Raw genomic sequence first — 14,682 nt, forward strand, 5'->3', positions numbered from 1 at the left:
TCAATTTAAAGTTTTTGATTCCCTAAATAAATAGGGAGAGGCTCAACGAATACTGACTTCAAAACTCATCCTTACTCGAAAGTAAGAAGTAATTTTAAAGCTATTATCATTCCAACAGAATGATAATGAATTGACTGTGCCAAGTCCGAAGACTTGATTGGTCACTCAGTTCATTGAAACCTAATTTGAAACCGCTCTTTATTAAGAGAAATTTCTAATTGGATTATCATCAACGAGTGCCCACACAGATTGATAGGTCTATATTTTTAAAGAGCTTGCTTCGTAAGCTTTGCTATCGAAGCGGAGGCGTATTCTAAGGAATTAATTCTTAGTGTCAAACACTTTTTCAAATTAATTTTTAGAAACTTTTCTTTCGCCTCATTGCCAACCACTTTTGCGTTTCCGCTTTGCCCTGACAACGGAGGCGCATTATAGGGAGATGATTTTTCTTGGCAACCCTTTTTTAGAAAAAAACTTAAAAAAAAGCGTCGAGTGATGAAATCTCACTCAAACGCTTATTTTTAGCACTTAGTTGTTAACTTAACGTAGCAAATAGGCAATCAATATGTGTCTATCCAAGACTCTTCAAAGCTTGTGATATCAAGATCCAGAGACTTCGCCGCTTCGATTTGCTCAATAGCCTCTAATTCTTTATTTACACTGCTCATCGTCAATGTGTTGTTATCTAGCTCAAACACCTGACTTTGAGTCGTATAGTAGAACTTAAGTATCGTCAGTGCTTTTACATCGTGCTCAGTAGAAGCGGCTTTAATACTTTTCAGTTTGCGAAAGATCTTGTTGTGCAGCTGCTTGAGTTTCCAGACATACAACACTTCTTCCATATAAGGGCGTGTTTTGAATTGGTTCAGCAAAGACAGTGAAGTGACTAAGGCGAGCACAACACCAATTAAGTTCCAATGAAAGTTCCCCGTCGACTGTTCAGGTACTACATCTGTATTACCGAACAAGACAATTAATAAAGTACTAAAAGCAAGAGAAGAAATAGCAAGCAAGGCAACAAAGCAACCAATCACTAAGTTGACCTTCTTTCTATAAACTTGTTTGTTTATTTTTTTGATTTCCATATACCGCTCCTAACAGGTTGCCTCTATTCTAACCAGCACACTCCGCACGACAATCGAAGCTTTGTAAGTAAGTTCACATTTGCTATTAAACTCGCATCCCTTCCCTGCTTGGGTATATACTTCCGCGCATTCACTCTTCCTATATAGAGGCTAAATTCATGCGCTCTTTTGTTTTACGAGCTCGCGCGGCACCAACCACCAGCAAAGCACTGTTAGAAGGTGTTGGTAATGAAGCGCATACAGAGATTCTTGCTCATACCATGATGAACACTATGTTCGTTGCTCAATCGCACCGTGAAGATGTGGTTGTGCACTTGGTTTTAGAAAGCACAAAAGATTTCTCACGCACCATTACTATTCGCTCCAACGACATCACCAACATTGGAGGCTTTCATGAGTCAACCTTGATTGCAGCAGTGGCTCGCGCTTTGGATGCTTCGGTTGGTATGGGCAAAGAGCAACTTCGTGAAGTCGAACCTGGTATCACCGTTCGTACCGTCAGTTTTGAACGCCTAGTGCAAGAACTGGCAGAAGATCACCAACTATATATGTTGGATAAAAAAGGCGAATTTGTTCGTGATGCAGAAATCGGTGGAAACCCATGTTTCTTGCTAACTGACCATATTCCTATGCCGAAGAAGTCTTTTAACAGCTTGAAACGCCTTGGCACAGAGAAGATCAGCTTAGGTCCTAAGATGCTTTTCGCTTCTCAGTGTGTGGTATTGATCCACAATGAACTGGACATCCGCGAATTTTAATTCTCACGAGTTAATCACTCCATAGTAAGAAAGAGGACTCGATTGAGTCCTCTTTTTGTTTCTATAGGAATGCTGGGGTTATTTACCACCAATGCTCAAGCGAGCAAAACGCACGTCTGGAGCAAAGAAGGTGCGACTATCGCTAATAAGCTGAGTATCACCTACCGCCTCAACTTCTTGCAGCATCTTGTAGAAGTTACCCGCTACAGTGATACCACGCACTGGTTGAATGCGCTCACCATCACGGCACAAGAAGCCACTCGCACCAAATGAGAAATCACCACTCACTGCATCCGCACCAGAATGGACACCTTGAAGTTCGACTAACTCTAGGTACTCACCCGCTTTTACTTCTGATGCACTGCTGCCGCCGGTCGAAATCACTTTATGATTCGCTGAAACGTCTAGACTCGATTTTGCACCGCGAGCGGCACTTGCTGTCGAGACTGCGCCCAAATAACTCGCAGTCTGGCTGTTGTGTAGCAAGGTTTTCAATTCACCATTGGCAATCATTACATTGTCTTGAGTAGCAAAACCTTCACTATCAAAGCCCGAAATTGCCATACCATTTGGCATGTAAGCCGTATCAGTAAAGGTAATCAAGTCACTCGCAACACGTTGACCAAACTTGTCACCCAGTGGCGTAATGCCTTTCATCGCGCTTACGCCGGAGAAAGCACTGCCAAAAGCACCGAACAAACTTGCTAGCGCATTGATATGGAAGATTGCTGGGTAGTTACCCGTAGCCACTGGTGCGCCTTCAAGAAGATCACGAGCAAGGTTGTAACCGCCTTCAATGCAGTAAGTTGGGTTCAACTCATCAAAGCGACGACCCAGTGACATTCTACCCGCCATCGACTGTTTACCGTCTTTTTCAAACAAGGTATAAGCGTAACAAGTAAACGAGCGTTCGAAGTGTTGGCACAACGAGCCTTGTGTATTGGCAATAATTAATTGCGTTTCGCCATCACTATAACCATTGTAAGGTGCGCTAGAAGCGTGAGGTAGCGCTATTACGCCTTGCTCAAGTGCGAGAGACATTTCAATCTTTTCATCAACCGAAGTTGTGTCTTCTTGAGCAATCTCAGCGAAAGCAGTCGTGATTTCGCTGTTCACGCAGCTAATCGTCTGATGTTCATCTTGCTTGGAAAAACGAGCGCTTTGCAGTGCATTAGTCAGCATCAAATCTAAGCTTGGTTGCTCTAAAGACTCAGAGTAGCTCGTTGCAACGCGCGCATCTTTCACAACACGAACACCCAGAACTTGGCTTGAGCTTACTTTGTACTCATCCAGCTTTCCTTGGTTCGCTTTCAAAGAAAAGCTACTGTTGCGGTTTACAATGACGTCCGCTTCTGCACCTTGGCGTTTTGCTTCTGATAGGACGTAATCAACCGCATTAAGAAGTTGTTGTTCTTGGCTCATTAGTTACCGCCTCCTACCAGAATGTTATCTACTTTGAGCGTTGGCTGACCGACTGTTGTTGGTACTGAACCACTGACTGAACCACACATGCCCGGCGCAAGCGCCATGTCTTTGCCGACCATACTGATTTCTTTCAACACTTTTGGCCCCGTACTGATCAGCGTTGCTGTTTTCAGAGGCTTGGTGATTTTACCATTTTCAATGAGGTAAGCTTCACGAACGGCAAAGTTGAACTCGCCCGTTCCCGGTTGAACCGAACCACCGCCCATCTTCTTCGCATAGATGCCGCGTTCGATGCCAGCAAGCATGTCATCAAGAGAATGCTCGCCTTCTTCGATAAATGTGTTACGCATACGCGAGGTTGGTGCGAACTTGTAGTTTTGACGACGACCTGACCCCGTAGGCTCATAACCTGTTTTCATACCACCCATTTTATCGACCATGAAGCTAGTTAGCTTACCGTCTTTGATCAATTGAGTGCGCTGAGTCTTCATGCCTTCGTCATCAACATGAATCGAGCCCCATTCGTTGGTCATGGTGCCATCATCGACTGCATTCACTGCGGTGTGAGCAACCATTTCGCCCATCTTGTCGTGGAAGACTGATGCTTTCTTCGCAACTGAAGTAGTTTCTAGCAAGTGGCCACAAGCTTCATGGAAGATTACGCCACCAAAGCCGTTACCAATTACCACTGGCATTTCACCCGATGGACAAGCATCTGCGCCAAGTTTTACCAACGCTTGTTGCGCGATAGTTTGACCTAGCTCTTTCGCATCAAGCTGCTCACTGAACTCCCAACCAGCAAGAGCGCCAGGACCTTCCATACCAGAAGACTGCTCATTACCTTTTTGAGCGACAGTATTACCAGCAACTCGGATGTAGTGACGAGTATCGTCAACGTGTAGACCTTCTGAGTTGAAGATAGACACTTGCTGCTCGCGCTGAAGCACGCTGCCGATGAACTGGCTGATATGTTCACTCTCAGCACGTGCTGCTTGGTCAACTTGCAATAGGAAAGCAATTTTAGAATCTAGGTTAGCGTCTTTGCCAAGTGGCATACGACAACCATGTTGAATTGGGTAGCGGTTCAGGTTGAGAGAACCTGCTGAGGCGATTTGCTCACGCTTGTCTTTTGCTGCAAGCAGTGAGGTTACGCGTTTTAGTTCCGTTTCATTCGTGCTGTTGGTGTAACCGTAAAGCACTTTATGACCGAAGAAGAGACGAATACCGATACCAAAATCGATACCCGAGTTAACCTTATCCACTTCACCAGATGCGACCTGGACAGTGTTGGTTTGATGGTGTTCAACGAATAGCTCGGCGAAATCAGCCCCTAAAAAGAGGGCATGATCGATCACCGCTTTCGCTGTTACAGAATTAAGCATGAAATCTCCTTGCTCGTTGATCGTCCTAGCCTTCCCCACCTTTGAGTTAGACCCTGTTTATTAAAGTCATGACCTAAATCGAATGACTCAAAGACATATTGGCAACGCGTTAAATATTAACACTTTTTTAACCTTGTTTTGTGCTAATCCTTGCTAAATCAAAGAACGATTCGTTACGTATTATGTCGATATCTCACTATTAGATAGTGTCTTGAACTACTACTTTCAATGCAGCACGTCATTTATACCCAAGTGACTTCAAGATGCAGGATTCAGAGCGTTGTCATTGATTCGAGTGCAAGGAAAACAACGAAGCGGAATAGCACGCTCTTTCCAAGTTGTTTGACGTAGCAATCGGGTCAATGACACGCTCCCAGAGGGCACTCTTTGCAAATAGTAAGGGCCTTGGCTTGTATACTTTGTTGCCGATTCTTGATTTAGACCCACTAAGCCTTCAAATCGCCGCCGCGTCTACAAACCAAGTCATTCTCGCTGAACCAAGCATCTCGAGGTTACTTGGGTATACACTAAATTCTGTTCTCTCATTACCGCTATCAAGTCTCATATTTAAACGATTACTATCCCTTTACAGGAAAAAACACGTGCACCGTAACTGAGTGAACTGCTATTATCTTGGCGAAATAGTCGGGGGGCCCATGCATTGAATGCGTCGGCTGAGATCGAAATCGAGACCCGTTGAACCTGATTCAGTTAGCACTGACGTAGGGAACTATCATCACTTTGCCACTAGCCTGCTTGAGTCTCTATTAGTACAGCTAGTCTCAACGGATCCGATCACCGATCTTCCCTTGCGATGGCCAAGTCAGTTCCTGTACGTCTGTAATAGGAGCGACCATGGCGCAGCAGTCAAACCAAGAAAAACCATCAACACAGCCAAAAGCAGCAACTTCAATAGACACACCGATTGTGTTGACGATTGCAGGTTCTGATAGCGGTGGCGGCGCAGGCATTCAAGCCGACATCAAAGCGATGTCCGCAACTGGCAGTTATGCTTGTTCGGTAATCACGGCGATTACTTCGCAAAATACCCAAGGCGTTTCTGCGATTTTCCCAATTCCTCTCGACCACGTAGAGAGCCAACTCGATGCGGTATTTACCGACCTTAACATCGTTGCAGTCAAAGTGGGCATGTTGGCCGATTCCAACATCATTAAGGTCGTTGCCAACAAAATTAAACAATACCAGCCAAAACACCTCGTGATTGACCCTGTAATGGTGGCCACCAGCGGCGATCTATTACTGGAACAGTCAGCAATCAGCACTTTAAAAGAAGAATTGATTCCGCTCGCAGACATCATTACCCCTAACCTACCAGAAGGCGCAGCCTTGACGGGTAAGCCAGTGCCTCAATCAGAATCTGAAATGAACGATATGATTGCTGATTTACGCGCGCTCGGTGCAAAAGCGGTGCTGTTAAAAGGCGGCCACTTAGAAAAAGACGAAAACAGCAACGATCTGCTGATCATGCAAGACAGCGCCGAGTTAATCAGCGCTAAACGCTTTCCAACCAAAAACACCCATGGCACAGGCTGCACGCTGTCTTCTGCTATCGCGTCTTACCTTGGCCAAGGCAACAACCTGCACAAAGCGGTGCACCTTGGTAAGCAGTACATCAGCCAAGCTATCGCGCACGCTGACGAATTGGATGTCGGTAAAGGTCACGGCCCTGTGAACCACTTTTTTGCAGGTCACACGCATGTGCGCTAACGCACTCGGCATTCAGCTTACCGAAGCAAGTCTGCAATACAAAGACAGCCAAACGCCAACATTAGCAGGGTTGAGTATGACCATCCCTGCCAATCAATGGACTGTGTTACTTGGCCGTAGTGGTTGCGGAAAAACGACGATCCTTCGTTATCTAGCGGGCTTGTTAGACGACAAAGTCGAATGGCATGGTGAATTAACCACCACGGATGGCATCGCCCTACACGAACGTATTGCCTACATGGCACAACAAGACTTGTTGCTACCATGGCTAAATGTGTTAGACAACGTCTGTCTCAGTTCTCGATTTTCTCAAGACCAAGCACCAGAACAAGATAAACAACGTGCACTGACTTTACTCAACCAAGTGGGACTCGCCGATTACGCGGATGCTAAGCCAGCTCAGCTCTCTGGCGGCATGAGACAACGTGTTGCCCTTGCTCGCACTCTGATGCAAGACAAGCCTCTGGTTCTGATGGATGAGCCCTTCTCTGCGCTGGACGCGGTTACTCGCCATAAGTTGCAAACCTTGTCTGCCGAGTTACTGAAAGATAAAACCGTTGTTCTTATTACCCACGACCCACAAGAAGCGGTGCGATTAGCCCACCAACTCTATGTACTGCAAGGCACGCCTGCGCAAGCCCAGCACTTAGTCGTTCCGAATTCCAAGCCGCCGCGAGTTCTCGATGGAGAGTGCGCGGCGCTACAACAAGCGATTTTGGATCAATTGGAGAAAGACTATGAGTGATATGACTCAGTACAACTCCGTTTCGGCACGCATTAGTAAAAAAGAACGCGTGACCCATCCGGCTCTGCGCTTGGTCATTAGCACAGCGGTGATCTTGGGATTGTGGCAGTTGGTTGTTGTGGTATTCGACATGCCAAGCTTCATCTTACCTTCACCAATTGAAGTGCTGGATAGATTGGCCACTCGTTACGATGTCTTGCTCAAACATACTTGGGTTACTGCGCAAGAGATTTTACTTGGCTTGGCGCTTGGATTATCAATGGGTTTGCTGTTCGCACTGCAAATGCTGATGTTCGAGCCGCTGAAGCGTTGGTTATTGCCAATTCTGATTGCTAGCCAAGCGATCCCTGTGTTCGCCATCGCGCCAGTACTGATGCTTTGGCTGGGTTACGGCATTGCATCGAAAGTCGTCATGGCGGCGATCATCATCTTTTTCCCCGTCACGACATGTTGCTACGACGGTTTGCGCAATACACCAACAGGTTACCTAGATCTTGCCAAGACTATGGGTGCGTCTAAATGGCAGCTACTTCGTCATATTCAATTGCCAGCCGCACTACCAACTTTAGCCTCAGGTATTCGTGTTGCCGTCGTTATTGCGCCAATTGGAGCAGTGGTCGGTGAGTGGGTAGGTTCAAGTGAAGGCTTGGGTTATCTGATGCTCCAAGCCAACGCTCGCATGATCATTGATGAGATGTTTGCAGCGCTGTTTATCCTCGCTGTGCTGTCTATCTCACTCTACTTCATCACCGATAAATTATTGAAAAAAGCCATCCCTTGGGAAAGCAAGTAATTGCCGAAAATAACCAAAGGAAATTGGGAAAGAAAAGGAAGAACCCCGTGAATAAAAACAAACTTATGAGCGCTGCTGCTCTACTCGCTTCAGTGGTATCAACCAACGTACTTGCTGCTGAAAAAGAGATGACACTGATGTTGGATTGGTTCGTCAATCCAAACCATGGTCCTATCGTTATTGCCAAAGAGCGTGGTTACTTCAAAGAGCAAGGTTTGAAGGTCAACATTCAAGAGCCGGCAGATCCAAGTACACCACCTAAGTTGGTCGCGGCGGGTAAAGTCGACATGGCGATTTCTTACCAACCAAGCCTGACCATCGATGTCGCGGCTGGTTTGCCACTAATCCGCTCTGCGACTTTGATTGCTACGCCACTCAACACGCTGATGGTGTTGGACAACGGTAAGAATGAAAACCTTGGCGACTTAAAAGGCAAGAAGATCGGTATTGCGATCGCAGGCAACGAAGAAGCGACAATCGGCACCATGCTTGCGCAAGAGAACGTGAAGTTTTCTGACGTACAAATCATCAACGTAGGTTGGGCGCTGTCTTCGTCCCTTGCGTCTGGCAAGGTGGATGCGATTTGGGGCGGTCTACGTAACTTCGAAACCAATCAACTGGCACTAGAAGGTTATAAAGCTAAAGCCTTCTTCCCTGAAGAACACGGCGTGCCAACGTATGACGAGTTAGTCTTCGTAGCCAATGCAAAAACCTACGACAAAGAAGCTATCAAGGCATTCAACAAAGCGCTAGAGCAAGCAACCACTTACATCGTTAACCATCCAAAAGAGTCGTGGAAAGAGTTCGTGGCTTATTCACCAGACACCCTCAACAACGAGCTTAACCAACGCGCTTGGAACGACACGCTAACTCGTTTCGCTCTTCGCCCATCTGCAGTAGATCTGAAACGCTACGATGATTATGCCGAATTCATGTATTCACAAAAAATCATCGAAACACTACCAAAAGCGAAAGATTACGTACCGAACTTTGACTAATGCTACTGACCTTAGGATCTAAGCCTAGGGTCTTTTGATAACGAGATACTCATAATGAAATACCAAGATTTGATCGACGCTTGCCGCCAAGATTGGCAAGAATACACTGAGCATGCTTTCGTGCAGCAATTGGCACAAGGCACTCTGGCTCAGCCTTGTTTTCTGCATTACCTAAAGCAGGATTTTCTTTTCCTAAAACAGTACGCACGAGCTTACGCATTAGCGATCTACAAAGCACGTACTTTGGATGACATGCGCCGTGCCCTACCAAGCGTACATGCATTGCTAGATTCTGAAATCGCCCACCACGTGACTTACTGTGAGCAATGGGGGTTGACAGAATCCGACTTAGAAAACGAGCCAGAAGACTTCGGCACGGTAGCTTATACCCGTTACGTATTAGATGCTGGCATGACCGGCGATCTTGTTGATCTATACGCGGCACTGGCGCCATGCTCTATCGGCTATGCTGTTATCGGTAAGATGCTGATTGAAGATGAAAAGACAGTAATCGAAGGCAACCCATACGCAAGTTGGATCAACCTCTACGGTGGTGAGGAGTTCCAATCTGGTGTCGCAAAAGGTGCAGAACACTTTAACCAGTTATTGGCGGAAATCGACATCAATAGCCAGCGTGGTCAAAACCTGATTCAGGTATTCAAAACTGCAACGCGTATGGAAGTAGCATTCTGGCAACAAGGTCTGAATGCTCAGCAAGATTAATCGGAGAGTCTCATGTTAATTGAACAAATCACCCAAGCATTAACCGCAGTACGCCAGCAAAAGCCATTAGTCGTTAACATCACTAACTACGTGGTGATGAACAACACGGCAAACGCGCTATTGGCTATCGGCGCTTCTCCAATCATGGCGCACTCCAAACAAGAGATGGCAGAGATGATGTCGTTCGCGGGCTCACTGGTTATCAACATTGGTACCTTAGACAGCGTTTGGACACCGCGTATGAGCTATGCCGTAGAGCAAGCCAATGCCAATGGTAAAATCGTTATACTCGACCCAGTCGGTTGCGGAGCAAGCTCACTACGTACAGAGACATCACGTGAAATCGCACGCCTTGCAGATAAGTTGATCATTCGTGGTAACGCCTCAGAAATCATTGCACTCGCTGGCGAGCAAGCACAAAGCAAAGGCGTCGATGCGTTAGACAGCAGTGACGCAGCACTTGGCGCAGCGAACTTCTTAGTCGCAGAGTATGGTGCAAGTGTGGTGATTTCTGGCGAGACTGATTACATCGTCACTAAAGAGCAAACTGTACAGCTAAACAACGGTCACGAGATGATGCCATACGTAACCGGAATGGGTTGTACGCTAACGGCTCTTACAGGCGCTTTTGCTGCTGTTGGTGATAACACCGGACTTGCTGCAGCGGCGGTACTAGGCGTTGTTGGCGAGATTGCAGCGGAACAAGCTCGCGGCCCAGGTAGCCTGCAAATGAACTTGTTGGATGAGCTTTACCAGTTGGATGACGAAACGCTGGCCAAACGCCTAAAACTGCAAGTGAGCTAAGCTTTTCTCTAACAAATACCGGCCTCTCATTCCATCTAGATGAGAGGCCCAAAGGAAACAAAATGAACGCCTATCGTTTATATTTGGTCACCGATGACCAACAAGATTTAGCCACACTAAAGCGTGTTGTGAGAAAAGCCGTGGAAGGTGGCGTGAGCATGGTACAAGTCCGCGAAAAACACGGCGATGTGCGTGCGTTTATCGAACGTGCTCAAGCCGTCAAAGACATCCTTAAAGATACCGATGTGCCTTTGATCATCAATGACCGCGTTGACGTCGCACTAGCTGTCGATGCTGACGGGGTTCACCTCGGGCAATCAGACATGCCCGCAACTATCGCTCGTGAGTTGATTGGACCAAACAAAATCCTCGGCTTATCTATCGAAAATGAAGAGCAGCTTGCAGAAGCAGACTCTCTTCCGATTGATTACATCGGTTTGAGCGCAATCTTCGCGACGCCGACCAAAACCAACACCAAAAAACATTGGGGTATTGATGGTTTGAAGGTGGCGTTAGAGACAACTTCACTGCCGATTGTTGCCATTGGCGGCATTAACGAAAATAACATTCCGCTGCTCAGCGCCACTGGTGTTCACGGCTTGGCTTTGGTTTCAGCGATTTGCCACGCAGAAGATCCCAAAGCGGCATCGGAATATTTATTAGGGTTGATGAGCTAACCTTGCTCACTCCAGAATAAAGCGCTTATGGATGAGCACTTTGATCTCGTATTTCGCTACGCTAAAAGACCGAGTGAAAACCAAAGCAGAAGTGGACTCTTCTCCTGCACCGAGATATTCATCACACTAATCATTCTGACAGAATCTCACACTTTCCCTATTCTGCACCTGAACGTCAAAACCTTGCTCCCTAAAGGAAATACTTTCCTTCACCTCCAGAGTCATACTGCGCCAAACAACAAAATAAAAGGCAATAACGATGAAAACCTCTGGAAAAAACCTCTTAGTCTTTGCGCTGCCTCCCCTACTCATTAGCGGTTGCGGATCAGATTCAGAACAACTCACTATACCAACATTGGAAACCAAAACGCTCAATCTTCTCACGGTCGATGGGCTAACCTTTAAGGATCATAATAAGAATGGCGAATTAGACGCTTATGAGGATTGGCGACTGAGCCCAAAACAACGCGCAGAGAATCTTACTCAACAAATGAACAACGCCGAAAAGGCAGGCTTGATGATGCACGGAACATTCGTACTCAGCAGCGATAGCTCAAGACTCGTTTTTAAAGGCGATGGCATAACCAACACCACATTAATTCAAGAACGTTTCCTCAATACCTTTATAACTCGCCAAGAAGGCGATGCCACTCTGATGGCAGAAGATAATAATCACGCTCAAGAATTAGCGGAGCACACTCGCTTAGGAATTCCCGTTTCTATTTCAACCGACCCACGCAACCACTTTAATGCCGCATTAGGAACTTCAGTCTCTTCTGGCGATTTTTCACAATGGTCGGAAACACTCGGCTTAGCCGCGATTGGCGATGCTGAGTTCACTAAAACCTTCGCCGATGTCATTCGTCAAGAGTACCTAGCCGTCGGCATCAACCAAGCACTCCATCCAACCGCTGACCTCGCTACTGAACCAAGGTGGGGGCGAGTGAACAGTACATTCGGTGAAAACGCTGAGTTATCACGAGAAATGACCAAAGCCTATGTCCAAGGTTTACAACACAACAATACCGAGCTGACGAAAGATGGAGTCTGGGCAGTCGTAAAACATTTTGCAGGTGGTGGTCCGCAAGAAAATGGCGCGGATGCACACTACTTCGCTGGCCGCTATCAGATTTATCCGGGCAACAACTTTGACTACCACCGCATTCCATTTAAAGGTGCTTTTGAGGCTGGCGTTGCGGGCGTGATGCCTTATTACGGAATTCCCTATGAGCAACTACCGGAAAGTGAAGGTAATGTTGGCTTTGGTTACAGCAAATACATCATGACAGATATTCTTCGAGGCGAAGAAAACTTCGAAGGCGTGTTGCTATCAGATTGGTTAGTCGCTAACGATTGTGTCGATACATGTCGAACCGGGATCATCACACATGAAGATGCAGAGAAGAATCCGTTCACTTACTTAGGTATGCCTTGGGGTAAAGAAGACGAAGACTCAACAGAGCGTTTCGCTGCTTCTGTCGATGCGGGTATTGACCAATTTGGGGGTATCGATGACCCTGCTTTATTGCTTACGAATATTGAGAGCGGGCGTCTTACCCAAGAGCGCATCGACTTATCGGTAAATCGAATCCTGACGAATAAGTTCAAACAAGGTTTGTTTGAAGACCCATTTGTTGATGTCGCCAAGGTCAATGATGTGGTCGGTAAAACAGAGTTCCAAGAGCTGGGTATTGAATCTCAAGGACGCTCCGTTACCTTGTTGAAAAACGACAACAACACATTGCCTTTATCAGTAGAGGAGTTAGGTAACGTGTATGTCTACGCCAACTATGGCGGTACAGAGCAACCAAGTATTGTCGACAACGCACAACAATATGGCTTAAACGTCGCAGAAAACATGGCAGATGCTGACACCATCATTATTCGTACGCAAACCCCCGCCACTCTCGCCACGGCATGGTTCCCATTTGGGGTCGCTATGCCGTCTGGCGAGCTTGGTTTTGTAGCACAGGAAGACTTCCAATTACGTCCTTACGAAACGCAACCTGACCGTGAACCGGGAGAATCTGCACAACTTTGTTATGAGGGTTTGACCGACAACCTAGGAGCTTGTATTTACAATAGTGGCAATGTCTATAGTGTCATTAATCAGGCTATCAACTCAGGTAAGCGAGTAATTTTTGATGTATTCATGATTCGTCCAGCAGCCCTAGGTAATATCAACGATCAGTTGCCAATCATTCTGGCGAACTTCGGTACATCGGACGCTGTCTTTTTTGATGTCATCACCGGTAAAGTGAAACCAGAAGGTAAGTTACCTTTCGGCCTTCCAAAGTCGACCGATGAGGTGGTTGCCAAAGGTAAAGAAGATGTTCCTTCTTATGAAGAAGATCCGTCAATCACGCTATACCCATTTGGATATGGTCTTAGCTACTAACTTTCGTTGCTACACTAACGTCATGAATAGGTAGCAACGCAATAAACACAGCATGGCTTGCGATCAAATTACGCGCCAAGCCATGCTGCATTGAACTGTATGAAATATATCCACCATCATGTTTACACTCGGCTCTACACTTATCTCGCGCAACACAAACATATTGAAGGGATAAGTGATGAATTATCCAAATTAAATCATCGCTTGGATAAGGTTCAGCACGTCTCAGAGAAGCACTTTCAAGAGCTGTGTTATATTGTCGCGAAATATGAAATTCCTCTTCCCGCTCATGATATTTCAATCTCTGAACTATTGAGCACTTATCCCGAATTTGCCTACGTCCTCAATGCACCAAACGCAATAGAAGTCATCCATCGCCACGTCCAATTTAAACCCGTCATGGGCTCCCGTGATCGGTTGTATTATCGGATAGCACCGCAAGGTGATGTTGTTGTCCATTACGTACAGGATGATGGCGTCGTCGATATTTATGGCCCTATTCTTAATCTATGCTTTGTTGCTAAAGCATTAACGGCATTGGCGATTCCCGCCGAGTCCATGCAAATTCAATCCAACAAGTTCATCCCTAATATCAAAGACTTTGAACAAACGAGTGGTATCTCTATCTACACCGGCCCACAAAACTTACTCATATTGAAAGCTCCCTTTGCTCAGCGCCAACTCAACACCAACAACCCCTTGTTAGATCAGCACCTCAAACGTCAACTACAACACTCTCTTTCTCAATTGGAGCTGTTGAATGATTTAAGCACCACAGAACTCGTGATGCTGACATTGGAGCGCCTGTATCATCATGATTCTCTGGTCCGTGCATCGAACAAGCTACTCAATCTAATGGGTTACTCTCGTTGGACGCTTGCCCGCAAACTCAAACAAGAAGGGCAAACTTTTGATGAATTGCTAAACCAATTCAAACAAAAGAAGTGTTACGAGGTCTTGTCCTACACCTCCATTCCTCTTGTTACTTTGTCTGAGCGGTTAGGCTTTCAATCTCAATCCTCACTCAATCGTTTCACGATGCGCAACTTCGGCCTCTCCCCAATGGAGATCAGAAGTAAAATAAACAAGACCGAATTGACAGAGCGTTGATAAGTTTTTCACATCGATTGTCGTAAGATAGCCGCCTATTTTCGACTGCTGTATGA

Annotated in this window: 13 protein-coding genes and 1 riboswitch; of the genes, 10 read left to right on the forward strand and 3 right to left on the reverse strand. The window is 46.2% G+C overall.

Translation table 11 applies throughout. The features are described 5' to 3' along the window. Window positions 1-560 precede the first annotated feature (560 nt). The gene (locus tag C1S73_RS17535; protein WP_038868217.1) at window positions 561-1,085 is read right to left on the reverse strand and encodes a DUF3087 domain-containing protein; all 525 of its coding nucleotides are present in this window, start codon (window positions 1,083-1,085) and stop codon (window positions 561-563) included. A gap of 158 nt (window positions 1,086-1,243) precedes the next feature. On the opposite strand from C1S73_RS17535, the gene trmY reads away from it, so the two are divergent. Next, window positions 1,244-1,843: a tRNA (pseudouridine(54)-N(1))-methyltransferase TrmY gene (gene trmY, locus C1S73_RS17540; RefSeq protein ID WP_005374282.1), complete on the forward strand. Its 600-nt coding sequence runs from the start codon at window positions 1,244-1,246 to the stop codon at window positions 1,841-1,843. Window positions 1,844-1,921: 78 nt separating this feature from the next. On the opposite strand, the gene C1S73_RS17545 is transcribed toward trmY, so the two are convergent. Continuing rightward, a complete protein-coding gene (locus C1S73_RS17545) occupies window positions 1,922-3,265 on the reverse strand; it encodes a TldD/PmbA family protein (protein WP_038868214.1) in 1,344 nt (447 codons plus the stop codon). Continuing rightward, window positions 3,265-4,650 carry a TldD/PmbA family protein gene (locus tag C1S73_RS17550; protein ID WP_038868212.1) on the reverse strand — a complete coding sequence of 462 codons (1,386 nt, stop codon included), beginning with the start codon at window positions 4,648-4,650 and terminating at the stop codon, window positions 3,265-3,267. The genes C1S73_RS17545 and C1S73_RS17550 overlap by 1 nt, the downstream gene beginning before the upstream one ends. Window positions 4,651-5,286: 636 nt before the next feature. Continuing rightward, window positions 5,287-5,396: riboswitch (TPP riboswitch) on the forward strand. A gap of 109 nt (window positions 5,397-5,505) precedes the next feature. Between C1S73_RS17550 and thiD the strand changes: the two genes are divergently transcribed. The 9 genes from thiD to C1S73_RS17595 all read left to right on the forward strand — a co-directional run bounded on the left by thiD (window position 5,506) and on the right by C1S73_RS17595 (window position 14,626). Further along, the gene (gene thiD / locus C1S73_RS17555; protein WP_038868210.1) at window positions 5,506-6,378 is read left to right on the forward strand and encodes a bifunctional hydroxymethylpyrimidine kinase/phosphomethylpyrimidine kinase; all 873 of its coding nucleotides are present in this window, start codon (window positions 5,506-5,508) and stop codon (window positions 6,376-6,378) included. Then, window positions 6,368-7,123: an ABC transporter ATP-binding protein gene (locus C1S73_RS17560; protein WP_038868208.1), complete on the forward strand. Its 756-nt coding sequence runs from the start codon at window positions 6,368-6,370 to the stop codon at window positions 7,121-7,123. The genes thiD and C1S73_RS17560 overlap by 11 nt, the downstream gene beginning before the upstream one ends. Further along, a complete protein-coding gene (locus C1S73_RS17565; RefSeq protein ID WP_038868206.1) occupies window positions 7,116-7,916 on the forward strand; it encodes an ABC transporter permease in 801 nt (266 codons plus the stop codon). The genes C1S73_RS17560 and C1S73_RS17565 overlap by 8 nt, the downstream gene beginning before the upstream one ends. 47 nt (window positions 7,917-7,963) lie before the next feature. Then, entirely contained in the window at window positions 7,964-8,914 is a 951-nt protein-coding gene (locus tag C1S73_RS17570) for an ABC transporter substrate-binding protein (protein WP_095760815.1), read from the forward strand. 54 nt (window positions 8,915-8,968) lie between these two features. Continuing rightward, entirely contained in the window at window positions 8,969-9,637 is a 669-nt protein-coding gene (gene tenA, locus C1S73_RS17575; RefSeq protein ID WP_020195160.1) for a thiaminase II, read from the forward strand. A 12-nt stretch (window positions 9,638-9,649) separates the two neighbouring features. Then, complete coding sequence (gene thiM, locus C1S73_RS17580) at window positions 9,650-10,441, forward strand: hydroxyethylthiazole kinase (protein WP_038868204.1); 792 nt, start codon at window positions 9,650-9,652, stop codon at window positions 10,439-10,441. A gap of 62 nt (window positions 10,442-10,503) precedes the next feature. Further along, entirely contained in the window at window positions 10,504-11,118 is a 615-nt protein-coding gene (gene thiE / locus C1S73_RS17585; protein WP_038868201.1) for a thiamine phosphate synthase, read from the forward strand. Between the two features lie 259 nt (window positions 11,119-11,377). Continuing rightward, window positions 11,378-13,516: a glycoside hydrolase family 3 protein gene (locus C1S73_RS17590; protein ID WP_038868199.1), complete on the forward strand. Its 2,139-nt coding sequence runs from the start codon at window positions 11,378-11,380 to the stop codon at window positions 13,514-13,516. Between the two features lie 99 nt (window positions 13,517-13,615). Next, window positions 13,616-14,626 (forward strand): helix-turn-helix domain-containing protein, encoded by a 1,011-nt coding sequence (locus C1S73_RS17595; RefSeq protein WP_050566686.1) that lies wholly within the window; start codon window positions 13,616-13,618, stop codon window positions 14,624-14,626. The last annotated feature ends 56 nt before the right edge of the window (window positions 14,627-14,682 follow it).

The sequence above is a fragment of the Vibrio jasicida 090810c genome (assembly GCF_002887615.1).
In the GTDB taxonomy this organism is placed as follows: domain Bacteria; phylum Pseudomonadota; class Gammaproteobacteria; order Enterobacterales; family Vibrionaceae; genus Vibrio; species Vibrio jasicida.

Coding starts and splice junctions, on each gene's coding strand:
- C1S73_RS17535 (WP_038868217.1), bottom strand. CDS start 1,085: ATGGAAATCAAAAAAATAAACAAACAAGTTTATAGAAAGAAGGTCAAC.
- trmY (WP_005374282.1), top strand. CDS start 1,244: ATGCGCTCTTTTGTTTTACGAGCTCGCGCGGCACCAACCACCAGCAAA.
- C1S73_RS17545 (WP_038868214.1), bottom strand. CDS start 3,265: ATGAGCCAAGAACAACAACTTCTTAATGCGGTTGATTACGTCCTATCA.
- C1S73_RS17550 (WP_038868212.1), bottom strand. CDS start 4,650: ATGCTTAATTCTGTAACAGCGAAAGCGGTGATCGATCATGCCCTCTTT.
- thiD (WP_038868210.1), top strand. CDS start 5,506: ATGGCGCAGCAGTCAAACCAAGAAAAACCATCAACACAGCCAAAAGCA.
- C1S73_RS17560 (WP_038868208.1), top strand. CDS start 6,368: ATGTGCGCTAACGCACTCGGCATTCAGCTTACCGAAGCAAGTCTGCAA.
- C1S73_RS17565 (WP_038868206.1), top strand. CDS start 7,116: ATGAGTGATATGACTCAGTACAACTCCGTTTCGGCACGCATTAGTAAA.
- tenA (WP_020195160.1), top strand. CDS start 8,969: ATGAAATACCAAGATTTGATCGACGCTTGCCGCCAAGATTGGCAAGAA.
- thiM (WP_038868204.1), top strand. CDS start 9,650: ATGTTAATTGAACAAATCACCCAAGCATTAACCGCAGTACGCCAGCAA.
- thiE (WP_038868201.1), top strand. CDS start 10,504: ATGAACGCCTATCGTTTATATTTGGTCACCGATGACCAACAAGATTTA.
- C1S73_RS17590 (WP_038868199.1), top strand. CDS start 11,378: ATGAAAACCTCTGGAAAAAACCTCTTAGTCTTTGCGCTGCCTCCCCTA.
- C1S73_RS17595 (WP_050566686.1), top strand. CDS start 13,616: ATGAAATATATCCACCATCATGTTTACACTCGGCTCTACACTTATCTC.